General features: G+C 62.8%; 22 protein-coding genes and 1 pseudogene. 21 read left to right on the plus strand and 2 right to left on the minus strand.

The window, feature by feature from the left end:
• The first annotated feature begins 103 nt into the window (after nucleotides 1-103).
• The 15 genes and pseudogenes from K7W03_RS19820 (at nucleotide 104) to K7W03_RS19885 (ending at nucleotide 7,920) form a co-directional block, all read left to right on the plus strand.
• Nucleotides 104-976, plus strand: a complete 873-nt coding sequence (locus K7W03_RS19820; RefSeq protein ID WP_139111422.1) for a hypothetical protein — start codon at nucleotides 104-106, stop codon at nucleotides 974-976.
• Nucleotides 977-991: 15 nt separating this feature from the next.
• A complete protein-coding gene (locus K7W03_RS19825) occupies nucleotides 992-1,228 on the plus strand; it encodes a hypothetical protein (RefSeq protein WP_139111421.1) in 237 nt (78 codons plus the stop codon).
• A 127-nt stretch (nucleotides 1,229-1,355) separates the two neighbouring features.
• Nucleotides 1,356-1,787, plus strand: a complete 432-nt coding sequence (locus K7W03_RS19830) for an antirestriction protein (protein ID WP_061939533.1) — start codon at nucleotides 1,356-1,358, stop codon at nucleotides 1,785-1,787.
• Nucleotides 1,788-1,843: 56 nt separating this feature from the next.
• Entirely contained in the window at nucleotides 1,844-3,529 is a 1,686-nt protein-coding gene (locus K7W03_RS19835) for an ATP-binding protein (protein WP_061939532.1), read from the plus strand.
• Entirely contained in the window at nucleotides 3,522-3,707 is a 186-nt protein-coding gene (locus K7W03_RS19840) for a hypothetical protein (RefSeq protein WP_062017400.1), read from the plus strand. The genes K7W03_RS19835 and K7W03_RS19840 overlap by 8 nt, the downstream gene beginning before the upstream one ends.
• A complete protein-coding gene (locus tag K7W03_RS19845; RefSeq protein WP_061939530.1) occupies nucleotides 3,704-4,030 on the plus strand; it encodes a hypothetical protein in 327 nt (108 codons plus the stop codon). Before K7W03_RS19840 ends, K7W03_RS19845 begins: the two co-directional genes overlap by 4 nt.
• A 147-nt stretch (nucleotides 4,031-4,177) precedes the next feature.
• Nucleotides 4,178-4,651: a DUF736 domain-containing protein gene (locus K7W03_RS19850; RefSeq protein WP_062733593.1), complete on the plus strand. Its 474-nt coding sequence runs from the start codon at nucleotides 4,178-4,180 to the stop codon at nucleotides 4,649-4,651.
• Nucleotides 4,652-4,737: 86 nt separating this feature from the next.
• A pseudogene (locus K7W03_RS27910) lies at nucleotides 4,738-4,965 on the plus strand (DUF6915 family protein); the annotation flags it as partial.
• 32 nt (nucleotides 4,966-4,997) lie between these two features.
• Nucleotides 4,998-5,306, plus strand: coding sequence for a hypothetical protein (locus K7W03_RS19855; RefSeq protein WP_061939528.1), 309 nt, complete (start codon nucleotides 4,998-5,000; stop codon nucleotides 5,304-5,306).
• Between the two features lie 46 nt (nucleotides 5,307-5,352).
• Nucleotides 5,353-5,547, plus strand: coding sequence for a hypothetical protein (locus K7W03_RS19860; protein ID WP_061939526.1), 195 nt, complete (start codon nucleotides 5,353-5,355; stop codon nucleotides 5,545-5,547).
• Nucleotides 5,548-5,700: 153 nt separating this feature from the next.
• On the plus strand, nucleotides 5,701-5,967 hold the full coding sequence (locus tag K7W03_RS19865) for an antitoxin (RefSeq protein WP_061939523.1): 267 nt from the start codon (nucleotides 5,701-5,703) through the stop codon (nucleotides 5,965-5,967).
• A gap of 11 nt (nucleotides 5,968-5,978) precedes the next feature.
• Nucleotides 5,979-6,377, plus strand: coding sequence for a type II toxin-antitoxin system VapC family toxin (locus tag K7W03_RS19870; protein WP_201030959.1), 399 nt, complete (start codon nucleotides 5,979-5,981; stop codon nucleotides 6,375-6,377).
• A gap of 552 nt (nucleotides 6,378-6,929) precedes the next feature.
• Complete coding sequence (locus K7W03_RS19875) at nucleotides 6,930-7,310, plus strand: single-stranded DNA-binding protein (protein ID WP_061939519.1); 381 nt, start codon at nucleotides 6,930-6,932, stop codon at nucleotides 7,308-7,310.
• Nucleotides 7,311-7,640, plus strand: coding sequence for a hypothetical protein (locus K7W03_RS19880; protein WP_061939517.1), 330 nt, complete (start codon nucleotides 7,311-7,313; stop codon nucleotides 7,638-7,640).
• Nucleotides 7,641-7,713: 73 nt separating this feature from the next.
• Nucleotides 7,714-7,920 (plus strand): hypothetical protein, encoded by a 207-nt coding sequence (locus tag K7W03_RS19885; protein ID WP_061939515.1) that lies wholly within the window; start codon nucleotides 7,714-7,716, stop codon nucleotides 7,918-7,920.
• Nucleotides 7,921-7,984: 64 nt separating this feature from the next.
• Here K7W03_RS19885 and K7W03_RS19890 read toward each other — a convergent pair whose 3' ends face one another.
• Nucleotides 7,985-8,521, minus strand: coding sequence for a hypothetical protein (locus K7W03_RS19890; protein WP_061939513.1), 537 nt, complete (start codon nucleotides 8,519-8,521; stop codon nucleotides 7,985-7,987).
• A gap of 484 nt (nucleotides 8,522-9,005) precedes the next feature.
• On the opposite strand from K7W03_RS19890, the gene K7W03_RS19895 reads away from it, so the two are divergent.
• The 6 genes from K7W03_RS19895 (at nucleotide 9,006) to K7W03_RS19920 (ending at nucleotide 13,227) form a co-directional block, all read left to right on the plus strand.
• Nucleotides 9,006-10,016, plus strand: a complete 1,011-nt coding sequence (locus K7W03_RS19895) for a DUF2493 domain-containing protein (RefSeq protein ID WP_061939511.1) — start codon at nucleotides 9,006-9,008, stop codon at nucleotides 10,014-10,016.
• A 212-nt stretch (nucleotides 10,017-10,228) separates the two neighbouring features.
• The gene (locus K7W03_RS19900; RefSeq protein ID WP_061939509.1) at nucleotides 10,229-10,807 is read left to right on the plus strand and encodes a hypothetical protein; all 579 of its coding nucleotides are present in this window, start codon (nucleotides 10,229-10,231) and stop codon (nucleotides 10,805-10,807) included.
• 61 nt (nucleotides 10,808-10,868) lie between these two features.
• Complete coding sequence (locus K7W03_RS19905; RefSeq protein ID WP_061939507.1) at nucleotides 10,869-11,129, plus strand: CopG family ribbon-helix-helix protein; 261 nt, start codon at nucleotides 10,869-10,871, stop codon at nucleotides 11,127-11,129.
• Entirely contained in the window at nucleotides 11,126-11,425 is a 300-nt protein-coding gene (locus K7W03_RS19910) for a type II toxin-antitoxin system RelE/ParE family toxin (protein WP_061939505.1), read from the plus strand. Before K7W03_RS19905 ends, K7W03_RS19910 begins: the two co-directional genes overlap by 4 nt.
• Nucleotides 11,426-12,001: 576 nt before the next feature.
• A complete protein-coding gene (locus tag K7W03_RS19915; protein WP_061939541.1) occupies nucleotides 12,002-12,640 on the plus strand; it encodes a hypothetical protein in 639 nt (212 codons plus the stop codon).
• Nucleotides 12,641-13,005: 365 nt separating this feature from the next.
• Complete coding sequence (locus K7W03_RS19920) at nucleotides 13,006-13,227, plus strand: hypothetical protein (protein WP_061939503.1); 222 nt, start codon at nucleotides 13,006-13,008, stop codon at nucleotides 13,225-13,227.
• A gap of 112 nt (nucleotides 13,228-13,339) precedes the next feature.
• Here the strand turns inward: K7W03_RS19920 and K7W03_RS19925 are convergent, their stop codons facing one another.
• Entirely contained in the window at nucleotides 13,340-13,558 is a 219-nt protein-coding gene (locus K7W03_RS19925; protein ID WP_061939539.1) for a hypothetical protein, read from the minus strand.
• Nucleotides 13,559-13,790: the final 232 nt, after the last annotated feature.

Consider the following 13,790-nt stretch of genomic DNA (forward strand, 5'->3'; position numbering starts at 1 on the left):
ATGCGAAGGAGCGTGGCAAAATATGGCGGTTTTGCACTTATGTCCCGCGCTCCTTCGCATTATTACAACCTCGCGATAATATGCAGCGCAGGCCGGTTGGGATGTGCGCGGTCCCGTCAAACCGTTGGTTGGTTGTCCTGATCCACGGTTCGTTTCGGCCTATCATAAGGGCTTCCGCGAAGGCGGCGGCAATATCGACGATCTGTTCGATACTGCGCGGCGCGCCAATCTTGCCGTTCACCATAATGGCAGTGAAGCGCCGGCCAGGAAGGGTCATGCATCCCGGCCACTACCCTCGACCTGGCCACAGCCTTCCGATGCGGCCCGGCCGACGCCCTGGTCAAAGCGGCTTGTGCTGATGAGCGCCCGCGAGGCCGAGGAGGGTCTGGTCGACACGATCCGCCGGGCGCCAGGCGCGCATCAAGCGACCATCATCATGATCTGTCCGACGCGGGGATTCCGCAATGCGAACGATGCGGCGCAAGCTGGGTCGCTTGGAGACCTCCTCCGAGGCCGTGAATTTGAGGACATCCTGATCGCCGCGCAGGATCACGACCTGGCCGTTGCCGACGCCCATGCCGGCGCGCTGCCTCTGTGTCGAACCATGGAACGCTTGCGCCACACCAGGCTTCTCCAGCGCGCGCAATTGCGGACCTGGATCGCCCGAGGCCTTGAGGTGGGACAGGTCGCGGGCGCAGGGCATATCCGGTGGGGCAAGGCTATCAGCGGGCTTACCGGCCGGCTGGGTGAATTTACGGCGCGCTATGCTGGGCCTGCCCAGCCGCGAGGACACCGCATCGTCATCGAGGTCGATGGTGGTCGTCCGGCGACCGGCTATTTCGATGTCCAGGGTCAACCGCTCGATCCCGAGGCCGTGATCAGCAATCGAGCCCGGCTTCGCGCCGAAATGGCTGCGTTGCTGCGGTCATTTGCCGCCTCGACCCGGCTGCCCTGCATCCAGCCCTCACTCCTATGAATGGAAATCCATGCGATGCTGAACCAATTCCAGCGCATCTGCGCGCAAACCTATGACGGCGGCGATTTTGCGCATGTCGAAAATCTCGATGAGGCTGGCGCCTGCGGCGACACGCTGTTCGCGTTCCTGATGATCGAACTCTCTTCCCCAGAAGATTGTGACAGCCGTGACGAGGCCGTCCGGCGGCTCGAAGTGGCCATCGACAATGTCAAAGCCGTGATTGCCGTCCTCAAATCCTCGGAGTCTCACTGAGCGGTAATCGGCAAAGGAGAGGGCGCCAGTCCGTCGGGCATCCGATTCAAGAGGAGGGGGAACGGGACAGGCGGTTTCGAGGCCGGGAAAGGTGCTCGGCGCTGAACCTTTCCTCTGGAGAACCCTCATGTCCGATATCGCCCCGAATGCCGCCTTCCGCGCTGCCAGCCTCGTGCCCGACGAGAGGCGCATCAACTTCATCCCGACGCTGTTTGGCCGACGTCATTTCTTCAAGGGCGAAACGCTGCTCTACACTTTCATGCAGTCGCTTTCGCCCGATTATAGCGGCGGATATTGGCAGTTCTTCGAGGTCGGTCACCAACCGCTCTATCTCGCTCCGAACGGTCGGGATCGGTTCCGGATCCGATGCGGCAGCAACGGCTATGATGGCGAGGTCTCTGCAGACGCAGCCGGGATCATCGCAACGCTTTTCACCTTCTCCTATCTCTCGTTCGAATTCGACGATGACGACGACCACATTGCACAGGCCTTCCACCGGCTGCGCGATCATGCGCTCGACCATCCCGAGGCGGCGGAGATCTTCAGCGCGATCGACTAAGGCGAAAAGGGGAGTGGGAACAGGGGCCGGGAGCAAATCCGCTCCGAGGAGTTCCCATGTCCCTTCCCGCTATCATCCGCAGCGAGATCGACCCTGCGGCGATCGCCAAGGTCACGCGTCTGTTCAACAACACGCTCGGCGATGTGCTCGCCGAGCTTTTGCAGAACGCCCGCCGCGCGGGTGCCACAGTTGTCGACCTCGAGGTTCATACCATCGGCGACGATGTCTGGCTTTCGGTGAATGACGATGGTGCCGGCATAGCTGATCCCGCCGTAATACTCGCGCTGGGCCGCTCGGGCTGGAACGACGACATTGCAAAGCGTGAGGATCCGGCCGGCATGGGCGTGTTCAGCCTCGCGGGCCGCGATGTCGAGGTCCAGTCCTGCGCGAATGACGAAGGGGCGGGCTGGATAGTGCGTGTCGCCGCCGACGCGTGGGAAGCCCGCTCTCCGGTCGCCGTTGCTTCGCTCAACCGATCGCGCGGCACCACGATCCGGTTTCAGCTCGATATGCGTTGGAAGGAATCGCTCGACGCGGCAGCGAAGTCAGCTGCACTCTATTGTCCATTGCCGGTGCGCCTTCGCGGCATTTCGCTCCATCAGGAGGACTGGCTTGCCGGCGCCGAGGTTGTGGTCGAGGAGGCCGGCGTGCGCATTGGCCTGTTCAACGACCTGCGCGCGACGCGGTTCAGTCCCTGCGTCAATTTCCATGGAGTCATCGTCGCGACCGCTTTGCCATCGGTCGGCGAAAAGCGGCGCAACTGGTGGGCCCGTGTCGATATCGTCGATGCGCCTGACCTTCAGCTTGTTCTGCCGGCGCGCAAGGAGATGGTCGAGAACGCCGCGCTTGACGCGCTGCGCGACAGGGTTCGTTGCGTCATCTATCGCCATATTCAATCGCTCGGCACCCATCGCCTAGCCCACGAACAATGGCGCGAGGCCGCAGCACTCGGCATCGCGCTTCCCGAGGCCGAGCCGCTACTTCGACCCTGGTCGCCCGCGACCGCCGACCCTCACAATTGTTCCGCAGCCAGCGGCGAGCGCATTGCAAGTGAAGACCACATCATTGTCGACAGTTTCGAACCGGCCTTCGAGCAATGCGCGGCTTTTGCACTCGGCAAGCACGGCGGCTACGAGGGTCGACTGGCAGAGCCCGACGACACGATGGCGGGCTATAGCTGGTACAATTGCTTGCCGCACATCGCGGTGTTGCGGTTCGAGATAGAGCGGGACGGCGCGACGGCAATACTTGATCCCGGTGAATTTCCCGGCCTCGACAGTGGCACCGTCAATCGCCTCACTCTGGTGCTCGAGTTTAGCGGTGAAGAGGCGGACCAGATCCGGATCCCCGCGCCGGTCGCCATCGAATATGACGAACGTACGCACTGGAGCTTTGAGGAAGCCCGCATTCTGCTCGCGTCACGCGATGCCCTTACACCGGCCGAACTTGTCGACCTTCTTGAAGGGGCCTGCTTCAGCCCAAGCGACGATCGTGATGCCGACAGCTGGGACACCCAGCACAGCCGGTTCCTGCTTGATGCCCAGGAGATGGCGACCCGGTTGCTCCTGGGCGACGACGCGGCGCTGATCGAGCGCCTCCACGCCATTCTCGCCTATCGCGCGCAATGGTTTGTGCCGGAGGGCCGGCGTTTTGCGATTGTGCTTGCCCGCGACACGATCAATATCGGCCTCGAGCCTGCACAAGAGAACAAGCGGACAGTGGCTGGGGACGCCAATGCCTGACATCAAATCCGCGACGCCTGCCGACCGGGACGCTGTCCTCGCCGGAACCATGTATCTGCGGCTCGCACGTAAGCTGCTCGTCGAGGCGGGGCTCCCGCGCGCCGCAGCAGCCGTCCGCAAAAGCCCCGACGGTGCGGTGCGCCATATCGATCAACGCCTACGCAGGAGTCCATCATGAGCCGATACGACCTCAAGCCCAAGGCCGGCAGCGGCGCGTGTCGCGTCGTCGTCGGATGGGACCGACCGCTCCAAACCTTCTTCGCCCAAGTCTTCACTCCGACCGAGAACGAGCCGGACGAGGGTGAGGCAACGATCTGGCTCGGCACGGAACCGGGAGAATTGTCGACGCCCGAGGCCGCGATCGCCATTATTGCCCCCTACACGGAGATACCCAATGGTCTCGCGGCCGAACTCGAAGCCGACATGCGCGCAAGCATCGGCGTAAAAGACGGTGCGTACCAGGCTGAGGCCAAGCGCGGTTTATTCGGCTCGCTCCACTGACCGGGAACCTCGACCCCGAGGCCGCGAAGTGCGGACCTCGGATTGGGGCGCTAACGCGCCTGCTCGGCCGAACGGCCGAGGAGAGGAGGGGGAGGGAGGAAGGTGTCTCGGACACGGGAGTTCGAGCCATCATCCAGGAGAATCCCCATGAACATCGGTTCCATCAAGCAGAATGACGCCGGCATCCACGTCGGCAAGATCGCGACGCTCACGATCGCCATGACCATTGCACTGCGTGAGCTCCACTCCTCCAATCCCAAGGCGCCCAAGTACGAAGTGCTGGCGCTTTCCGCCTCACGGGCATGGGTGCAGGTCGGCGCGCTCTTCGAACTCTTCTCGAACGGCACCGGCGAGGCCTTCCTCAACGGCAAGATCGAGGATCCGAGCCTGGCCGCGCCGCTCTACATCTCAGCGTTCCGCCAAGACGACGGCAGCTACAACATCGTCTGGTCCCGCCCGACCCGCCGCCGCGATCTCGCGGCCGAAATGGCGGCCAAGGCGGACGACAGCCTGCCGCCACTGCCCGGTGAAGGCGCCGAAGCCAGCGTGGGCGAGGCGGCGCGCGAACGCACCGAGGCCGGCCTCGGCCAGTCGTCGAGCGAACACGCTTTCGCGGGCTGATCCTTCGCACCCTCAATAGGGCCCTCGCTCCGCATAGGGGCGGGGGCCTTTTCTCGTTTCCGCGCGGCCCCCGGCCGACGAGGGGAGGGCATATAAAGGCCGAGACGGTATTCGGGGTCACCATCACGAACAGTGACCAGCCCGAGGTGCCGGTGCGCCTTATCGGCGAACAACATGTGGTTGAAGATCTGGGCCGCATTCCCTCGTTCGCCGATTGGGTCCGGCTCATACAGCCGCTGCCCTGGATCCTTCGCGGCAATCCCGCCCGCTCGCCCGGCCTCGATTCTTCCTTGCAAAGGACGGCTAAGGCATGATCCTCCTGGCAATATGATGGAGTGTAAGGTCGATGGAAGAAGGTCCCTTTGGCAAACGAGCCGCGACCGCGGCCCTTGATCGGTTGATCGAGATTGCCCGGTGTGACACCGGGCAGTCCCGCCGGGTCGCCAATTTCCTCCTGGCCTGGTGGAACGGCGATGATTGTGGACATTTTCCCATCGCCGACCTTTTTGGTGTCGATGCCACGATCGCGACCCATATGACGACGATCATCGGCTTTCTCGGCCAACACGAAGGCGCGATCTATCCAGATGCCTTCGGGCGAAAAACCGACATGGTCGAGCTCGTCCAGCGCTGGCGGCAATTTGACGGCGATTAGCACGCCTGGCTCCCGGTAGAGCAGCATTTCTGCTATTACGCGACTCATGGCCGAGCTTGATCCCCACACATTGCGGGTGGCTGCATCGCTCATCCGCTTACGCATCGCCAACCTCCATCGCGACCCGCGTATGGACGGGCTGCAGCGCCTCGGCGCCCATCGCACCTTGACCCAGCTCGCCATCGATATCGAGGCATCAGCCGACCATGTCGGCCGGACCCGGCGCCGCAAGACGATCTAACGCCCCCCGCGCTTGGCGCGCGGACCGATTGTCTTCCCTACCTCGCCCAGGTTGGACTCAGAATGTCGGCGCCCCGACTGCGCCGATGGTCAGCGTCGGCCTTGAACGGCTTATCATTTATGTATATGTTGATGTATATGCAAAGGAGGCTTCATGGATCCCCGACGTTCCGATCCCACGCCCGCACGTGAGGCAAAGCTGTTTCGCAACAACAAGAGCCAGGCTGTGCGTATTCCTGCGGATTTCGAACTCCCCGGGACAAGTGTCATGATTTATCGCGACGGCGCCCGCCTTATCATCGAGCCGATCCGCCGGAAGAATATCCTGGAGGTTCTCGCCAGTCTCGAACCGCTGGGACCTGACGATCAATTCCCCGATATCGACGACACGCTGTTGCCGGCCAAGGCGATCGACCTGTGAGCAGCCTCTATATGCTCGACACCAATATCATCTCCGAACTGGCTCGCAATCCTCACGGCGGTGTCGCAAAGCGCATTGCCGAGGTTGGGCCGGATGCCATTTGCGTCAGCATCGTTACCGCGGCGGAACTGCGCTACGGTTGCGCCAAAAAGGGGTCGCCGAGGCTGCTCGCGCAAATCGACGCCATTCTCGACAGCGTCCAAATTCTCGCCCTCGATGTGCCGGCCGATACAGAATATGGCGGAATTCGCGCTGAGCTCGAAGCTGCCGGGAAGCCCATTGGACCCAACGATCTCTTCATCGCCGCGCACGCCTATGCTTTGGACGCAACGCTCGTGACAGCCAACATGGGCGAGTTCTCGCGCGTACGCGCGCTCAAAGTGGAGAACTGGATCACAGACCCACATTGATCGCAGCGAGCCGATGCGTCGCCGTGCTGGGCGTCTACAGCCTGTGATCTGCACTGCTCATTTTGGACCACCGAGGCCGCGAGGGCTTTCGCGGCCGACGGTCACGCCGCGTGCGCCTTCCGCGCGCCTTGCTGCAATACCGGAGACCGCCCGCCTTGGTAGAACATCGCGGCACCCGGCCAGCCTGTTCCCGCCTTGCCACGCGCGCCTTGCGCGGGTTGTGCAACGAAGAGGCAGCGACTAACCGCATCGGCGCCTGGTCGCGGCCGTCCAAAATCCGGCCGTCTTCCTCATACCTCTCGTTCCCGTCAGTCCTGTCCCGATGGGCCATCCGGCCACCCGCTTGAAGGGATGAACACTACGCCCGTGCGGGGCCGGCGCAACCCGCGATCTTCCGGCCGTGTTGAGGCCTGACGGCCTCTGCCCGCACCACCCGGAAGATCGCAGGTTCCCCTGCGCTGACGCTTCGGTGCGCCAGCCCCTCATGCCCGGGCTTCGTCGTCTTTTCATCCCAGCGGGATCGGCCCGCTGGCGCAAAGGAAGGACAGCATCATGAACAAGGTTTTTCTCTCAGGCCGGATCACCTCGGACATCAGCCGCTTCGGCACCGACAGCAAGGGCGGCGTAAGCTTCTCCCTCGTCACCAGCAAGCCCGTCATCAAGGACGGCCAGGTCCAAAAAGGCGACAACGGCTACACCGAAACCTACGACGAATTCCACACCGTCAAAGCGTTCAACGGCCTAGGCAAGTCGGTCGCCAACCACAAGAAGAAGGGCGACAAGCTCATGGTCGTCGGCGAAATCCGCTACAGCCGCAACGAGCGGGACGGCCGTACCTTCTACAACACCGACATCGTCGCTGAGGAAATCGAGTTCTTCTGGCCCCGGACGGGCGGCCCTCGGGCCGCCCCCTCATCTTCACGGAGACGATAGATGTTTCAGCTTGCCAGCTTTGAAGAGATCGCCGGGGTCGCCCACCGGATCGAAATCCTCAACCCCCATCTGGTCGCCCGCATCCGCCGGGCTGCCGACCAGCTCAACCGTCATGAAATCGCCGCGCATCTCGCCGGCGCGATCACCGAGGCTGCGGACGCCGCCCATATCCGGTCGTTCGAGGAAGCCCAGTTCGGCGAAGCCAGCGCCGATGCGATCGTTGATTGTGAATATCATGACGAGCTCGCCGCCGCCTGGTCGCTGGTGGCCGCCGAACATCAGCTCGTCTGCCCCGATCTCCTCCTCTCCTACGACGGGTCGGTCCACTGACCCGTCACACGCCTCCCGGCGAGTCCACCCCTGGGCTCGCCGTTCCTGCATTGCCCGTGTTGAGGATCATGCCATGATCATCCTGTCCGCCCACGTCGAAGGTCCGGTCGTTATCGAAAACGTCTGTGACGAAGCCGCCAAGCTGTGCAATCGCCTCGGCATTGGCCTTGACCTCACCATAGGCGAACACAAACTGAGCGTTCGCGCCGGCAATCATCCTTACAATCTCAAGCGCGCCTATGAACGGGCGGAACGCGCCGCGGCCGCGCGGGAAGCATAGCAGCGTTTAGCCACGCGCCTGACCCCGCCAGCGACAGCATCGGGACGCGAAGCCATCGACTGGATCAGGCCGATGTGACGACAGGCGCCGCCCCGCGGGCCGGGACCGTTGACGGTCCCGGCCTCGCCGGTGGAGCGGCCGTTGCCGGCGCAGCGTTCGCCTTGTCGAGCGCGCCTGCGACCTTGATGGCGACCTCGTCGAGCGTCGCCATCAGGCGATTGAGCTGGGACAAGTCGCCGCTCAGTTCGGGGCCATAGCGGATCGAGAGATATTCTCGGCCTTCGCTTAGTTTGCCGAGATGGTCGAGCGTGCGTTGGCGCAGCCGCAGGGCGGATACCGCGGGGTTCGCTGTGCGCTTGCGCAGGTCATGCTGGTAGCCTCTGATCTCGGCTGGCTTCACGCCGCGCGCCAGCAGCAACGCGTTGAGGTAAAGCTCGATTGCCTGGATTGCCGTCATCCGCGCGGGCGCCCAGCTCGAAGGATTGCCGCGCTTGCCTCGGCCCATCAGATCATGTGCCACGCCGCGATACTCGTCGGCGAGCTGCCTGATATCGTTCGGTGTCGCGACTTCGCCTGGATAGGCTTTCGATTCCCCCTGCATCACCTCAGTCTATGATCGACGCTGAAAAGTTCCAACGATGTTCCGACGCAGAAATAGCCGTCTGCGCGTTCGGCGCATCCCGCCCCGCGCAGCGCGCCGGACGGGACCGGGGCTCTATTCGCTAAGCCGCCGCCGGCCTGTGGCCGACCCCGGCTAACCTCACGGAGCCGCGCGAGCGCGTCTCCGCCCATCCGGGTCACGATCCCCTTGCGGGATGGTGACGCAGGGTGAGGTTATACACCCCTATTCCTCTCTTGTGTCTGCCTAGTGTGGCATGCGGGGTTGGCGGTCCGTCAAGCATGAGCGGTCCCCCCAATTTTCAGCCCGATGCCGCTGGCGCGGCTCCGTCAGAAAATCGGCTCCCCCGCTCCCCGCGTGGCGGCGGCGACGGCAAGCCGGTCGCCGTGCCTGACCTCCCTGACCACCGCATGCCCTGAGGCAAGCCTCATCGAACGGATGAGACATCCAATCCTTGGAGGCTCAAATGACCAACAGTTTCTCGAACTTCGCCGATCTCGCCAGCCACATCGCCACCGAAACGGGTACGGACGAACGCAGTTCGCTCTACGCCGACGCCTTTCTCGAGCATGACGAGCGCGCGAAGCTCTCGCCGGTCGACGAGAGCGAGCAGCTCGAAATGCCAGATCCTGACCAAGCCCGCGCGGCAGTCGAGATGGTGATGGCGACGTTGTTCGACGTGTTCCGCGATACCCGTCTCGAACCCTTCGCGGGCGACCTCGCCTGGGGCTTCGTCAACAGCTTCCATGTCGTGGCGAAGCGCATCAACGACCGCGAAGACGATGCCGCCAAGGAACTCGGCGACCTCGCGCGCAGCTTCGATCCCAGCGAAATCTACGCTTCCCAGATCGAAGAAGCGCAGATGCTCTGCCAGACCCTTCAAGGGTGCCGCGACGCCATGGAATGCATGCGCGACCATGCGGCAGAGGTCTACCGTGTGGAGACCGGACGCCCCTACGCGCCGACGCGTGGCAGCCGGGTTTCGAAGGGCGTCACCGCATCGATGATCGAAGCCCGCGACTTCCTTGCAGCGCGTGGCCGGGAACGCCGCGAGCAGTTCAGTCCCGAAGGCCCCATCGTCGCCTTCTCGGGCGGCCAGCAGTGGGAAGATCATGACCTGCTCTGGAAGGGTCTGGACTCTATCAAAGCCCGAATTCCGGAGATGGTGCTCGCAACAACCGCGCAGGCGAAAGGCTGCGACGCCATCGCTCAGGCATGGGCGGCAGCGCGAGGCGTGAAGGTCATCATGTTCCGACTGGATCGAAGGTTGGGCGCCAAGGCCGCGTTCGTGCGCAACGATCGCCTGTTGGCCCTCAAGCCGGTTGAAGCCGTGGTCTGCGAAGGCAGCGGCATCCAGATGAACCTCGCACAGAAGCTGCGGCAGGCAGGTGTCCCTTTGCATGTCGTGAAGCTCGCCCATCAGACCGTCCGCCCGACGCCGCAGCGCATGGCCGCTCGGGTTCGCCAGGGGCGCTGACGCCTCGGTTCCGAGAGGCTCCGGCCAAGGCCGGGGCCTCTTGTCCCTCTCCTTGCTTGATCATGCGGCGCTCAGGGGCATCGAACCCCTTCGACGCCGCTTCGAGGCGGCACCCCGTCCGACGGTTTTGCTTCTGGTGGGCACCATGAACGGCTTTCCCAGAGCAAAGAGAAAAGGGGGCGCGGCAAAGCGGACCAACAAGGGAGGACAAGATGTCCATCAGATTCCGCATCGCTACCAATTCCGATGACGGCGCCTTTCGGCACGCCACGATCTCCGCGCGGCAGCTCGCGGCCTTTCGACAGTTGCTTCGAGAGCAAGGCGATCGTCTCGGAACCGTGCTGCTCGACCCGGAAAACGGGCAGCATAATTTCCTCTCCTACCAGTTCGATGCGTGCATCTGCCCCATCGCGCTCGCCACCATCTGCACTCTGTTCGACCATGATCCCGATGTGGTCGCGGTGATGGAAGAGGCCCAATTTCGGCAGCGCCGCGTGACCATCTATCCCGGCCTCCATTCGCGCGACATTCGGGTGCGCGTGTCCCTGACCTCCGACGCCGGGCTGGAACTCGATCTGGCTTCCACCGATGCCCACGCGCTGCTCGCAAGCCTTGGCCTTTCGCCCGATGATGTTGGTGAAATTGGCATCGAACCGATCAGGGAGCGGCTCGCCCATCCGGCGGTGCGTCGGCGCTGCCTGGAGACGGGTGTCGCCGCCAATGCCGAACGCCTGACGCACCTCCTTGTCCTTGCCGACATGGATGAAACGGCGCGCCTGGAATGGGCATAATCGCCCAAGAGATGACAAAGTGATGCGTTTGTGCTAGCTTGTGTACAACGGAGAAAACCGCATGACTGCAACCACGACGATGACGATCCGCGTAAGCGAAGAAACCCGCGCAAAACTTGACCGTCTTGCCAGTGGAATGCGACGGAGCCGGTCCTTTCTGGCGGCAGAAGCCCTGACCGCTTATGTCGAACGCGAACTCCAGATCATCGAGGGCATTCAGCGCGGCCTGGCTGACGTCGAAAACGGGCGAACCATTCCGCACGACGAAGCCATGGACCAGCTCGATGCCATGATCGAGGGTATGCGGTCGCCTAAGCAGTGAGGCGTGTCCAATGGTCGCTTGCCGCGCTGGAAGACTTTCGGCGGCAGATCGCCCATATTGCCGCCGATGATCCCGACGCTGCCGCCAAGGTCGCGCGGCGTATCCGTGAAACAGGCGCTGCGCTCGGTGATTTCGCAACCGGTCATCCAGGCCGCGTTGCCGGCACCTACGAGAAAAGCGTGACCGGCTATCGATATATTATCGCCTATGCCCTGACCAATGATCAGACCGTGGTCTCAATCCTTCATGTCATTCACGCCTCGCGCGACTGGCAGGACGAACGCTGGCCAGAATAGGGCGACCGAGCATAGTCGAGCAGCCGCGCATGTTGGCTATGAATCCCCGCTCGAGCGCGAACGCAGATCACCATGTCGATCTGTGATTTGTCACCGCTATCGCTATAGCTACGGAAGGCACTAGCGGGGGCGCAGATACCGGGTTGTGGCTAATGCGACCGTCATCGTCAGACCGGCTCGCGCGCATGTTGCACGGTCCCTGCGAACCCCGCGCCGAACCGCCTTGCCGGCGCTTCCACAGCTAAAGAGGATCTCTCACAGACTTCCATTATGCGGTGCTTTGCTGTTAACCCCGAACCCCGCAGGGTGTTCGGGGGCAAAGCAGCAGGCTCTCACATCTCGGCATCAGACGAGACTTCATCGCCAAAGCATGACGCTGGGTGTCGATCGGCCGTCAAGGATCAGCGGTCCCCCCAATTTTGCCGCCGCCTCGCTGCGCTCTGCAGCAACAAAATCGGCTCCCCCGCTGCCCGCTTCGCGGCGACTTCGTCGTCCCTGACCGCCTCAACACCGCGTCCCAGATGCCTTCATCCTCATCCGATGGAGATGGGGAGCACCTACGTAATGGAGGCTCACATGACCAATACAAAATCCCAAAGCGTTCGCATCGTCGCTTCACACGAACCGGGCTACTGGCCGGCGCAAGCTACCGGCTTCCGCCTTATTCGTCTCCTCGAAAAATATCTCGCCCTATCCCAGACCTGTGCACGCTCAATCGGCGTCGCCAGAACTTGCATCGAACGGGATTTCTTCAGGGCCGAATATGACCGGCTCTACCGCTTAAGCGGCCGTATCGCACACCAGGTCGCCCGCTCGAACGGCTATACAATCTTACGAGCGCTCGCCGTCGACAGCCCGGCATACCGCGTGGTCATACAACGCCAACACATCCTACTGTCCACGGATTCGCGCTTCGAGGACACACCGCAATTTATCGCTTTGGAGAAGTTCCGAGCGGACGCCGAGCGCCTCGCCGAGGCGGAGATGCGGGCCACCGCAGGCGCTACCTTTGAACTCTACGCCCGCCAGTTCAGTGAGCAATGTGCGCGCTACATCGACCGGCTTGATCCGAACCTCCAGCGCTATGCCGTCGTGATTGCGAATGACCACGGTTACGTCGAGGACGAAGAAGAGCGTTACGCCGACTTTGGTGCCGATCTATGCTCCCTCACCGGCATCGACGAACAATATTGCCACTGCGGACGTCACCCCTGACGGCAGCGGGGACCGGGCTTCGCGCTCGGTCCAATTCCTTCTTCAACGCGGACCTATTTCCTGCTCGCTCGCGTGTCGCACGGTCCCTTTGGACCGCGCGGCGCTACGCCTTGCCGGAGCTTCCACAGGAAAGGAAAATCTCTCACAGACTTCCTATTATGTCGTGCGGGCCGGCGCCGCGTGCAAGGATGAGCGGTGCCCCCAATTTTGCCGCGGCCTACGCTCCGCTTCGCTGCGCTCCACCCCCGACAAAATCGGCACCCCCACTCCCCGCTGCGCGGCGCGGGGCTGTGCCCCGCGTCCTTGACCCGACCCCGACCCGCACGACGCCCATGCCCTGTCATTCAAGACGACAGGAGGACGCCATGCAGATCACATCGACCTATGCGCTTGCCGATCACGCCGCCTTCACCGCCGCTGTTGCCAATGCGCAGCGCCGCGCGCTCCACAGCTTCTTCGACCAGCACGTTATAGAGGAAGAAGGCGCCTACATCACCATCGACGAAGGGGATTATGACGCCCTGCCGATGACGATCATCGACCGGGTGGTCCATACAGTGCCCAGCGCCATGACAGACGAATATTGAAGACAGGGGAGGGCCTCATGGCTCTCCCCCCAATTTTATGTTTCGAGATGTGGACAGACCGGGCATCGAGCCCGGCCTGTCCATGTGCTGCCTGCGACCGCGCCGATCGGTTTCACGCTGCCAGGCGCTTTTGAACCTCATCGATGCCCAGCGTCTTGATCCGGCTGAGAATGGTCGTCAGCTTCTTTGGCTCAGCCTTTAGCAATCCCGATTTTTCAACGGCGGCGATCGCCATCTGCCGCTCTTTTTCCTCCAGCGCTTTCAACCGCTCCTGGAGCCTTGTTTGCTCGGCTTCAATCGCCGCGCGTTCCTGTTCCACAGTCTTTGCCATGGGGTATTCCTTGTCCATGAGATAGGGCTCCGGACAAGCCTCTCTATATCCAACCTGAACGAGCAAAGGAAGCCATGCCGGCCTTGGTTGCGTGGCCCGGGATGAGCGGTCATCGGGGGGCATCTTTCTGGGTGAGGTCATGCCGGAGATGAGGGCATCGAACCCTCATCTCCGGGCCGCTGCCAGGGGCAGCGGCGGAGGGGCTGGATGATGATGAACAGGACCGTGGATG

Source organism: Sphingobium sp. PNB (assembly GCF_019873065.1).
GTDB lineage: Bacteria > Pseudomonadota > Alphaproteobacteria > Sphingomonadales > Sphingomonadaceae > Sphingobium > Sphingobium fuliginis.

Bases quoted from the DNA above. Each gene is read 5' to 3' on its own strand.
- K7W03_RS19825 (WP_139111421.1), top strand. From the start codon at position 992: ATGCTGAACCAATTCCAGCGCATCTGCGCGCAAACCTATGACGGCGGC.
- K7W03_RS19915 (WP_061939541.1), top strand. From the start codon at position 12,002: ATGACCAATACAAAATCCCAAAGCGTTCGCATCGTCGCTTCACACGAA.
- K7W03_RS19860 (WP_061939526.1), top strand. From the start codon at position 5,353: ATGGCCGAGCTTGATCCCCACACATTGCGGGTGGCTGCATCGCTCATC.
- K7W03_RS19890 (WP_061939513.1), bottom strand. From the start codon at position 8,521: ATGCAGGGGGAATCGAAAGCCTATCCAGGCGAAGTCGCGACACCGAAC.
- K7W03_RS19880 (WP_061939517.1), top strand. From the start codon at position 7,311: ATGTTTCAGCTTGCCAGCTTTGAAGAGATCGCCGGGGTCGCCCACCGG.
- K7W03_RS19835 (WP_061939532.1), top strand. From the start codon at position 1,844: ATGTCCCTTCCCGCTATCATCCGCAGCGAGATCGACCCTGCGGCGATC.
- K7W03_RS19895 (WP_061939511.1), top strand. From the start codon at position 9,006: ATGACCAACAGTTTCTCGAACTTCGCCGATCTCGCCAGCCACATCGCC.
- K7W03_RS19865 (WP_061939523.1), top strand. From the start codon at position 5,701: ATGGATCCCCGACGTTCCGATCCCACGCCCGCACGTGAGGCAAAGCTG.
- K7W03_RS19875 (WP_061939519.1), top strand. From the start codon at position 6,930: ATGAACAAGGTTTTTCTCTCAGGCCGGATCACCTCGGACATCAGCCGC.
- K7W03_RS19900 (WP_061939509.1), top strand. From the start codon at position 10,229: ATGTCCATCAGATTCCGCATCGCTACCAATTCCGATGACGGCGCCTTT.
- K7W03_RS19885 (WP_061939515.1), top strand. From the start codon at position 7,714: ATGATCATCCTGTCCGCCCACGTCGAAGGTCCGGTCGTTATCGAAAAC.
- K7W03_RS19925 (WP_061939539.1), bottom strand. From the start codon at position 13,558: ATGGCAAAGACTGTGGAACAGGAACGCGCGGCGATTGAAGCCGAGCAA.
- K7W03_RS19830 (WP_061939533.1), top strand. From the start codon at position 1,356: ATGTCCGATATCGCCCCGAATGCCGCCTTCCGCGCTGCCAGCCTCGTG.
- K7W03_RS19905 (WP_061939507.1), top strand. From the start codon at position 10,869: ATGACTGCAACCACGACGATGACGATCCGCGTAAGCGAAGAAACCCGC.
- K7W03_RS19850 (WP_062733593.1), top strand. From the start codon at position 4,178: ATGAACATCGGTTCCATCAAGCAGAATGACGCCGGCATCCACGTCGGC.
- K7W03_RS19845 (WP_061939530.1), top strand. From the start codon at position 3,704: ATGAGCCGATACGACCTCAAGCCCAAGGCCGGCAGCGGCGCGTGTCGC.
- K7W03_RS19920 (WP_061939503.1), top strand. From the start codon at position 13,006: ATGCAGATCACATCGACCTATGCGCTTGCCGATCACGCCGCCTTCACC.
- K7W03_RS19870 (WP_201030959.1), top strand. From the start codon at position 5,979: ATGCTCGACACCAATATCATCTCCGAACTGGCTCGCAATCCTCACGGC.
- K7W03_RS19855 (WP_061939528.1), top strand. From the start codon at position 4,998: ATGGAAGAAGGTCCCTTTGGCAAACGAGCCGCGACCGCGGCCCTTGAT.
- K7W03_RS19840 (WP_062017400.1), top strand. From the start codon at position 3,522: ATGCCTGACATCAAATCCGCGACGCCTGCCGACCGGGACGCTGTCCTC.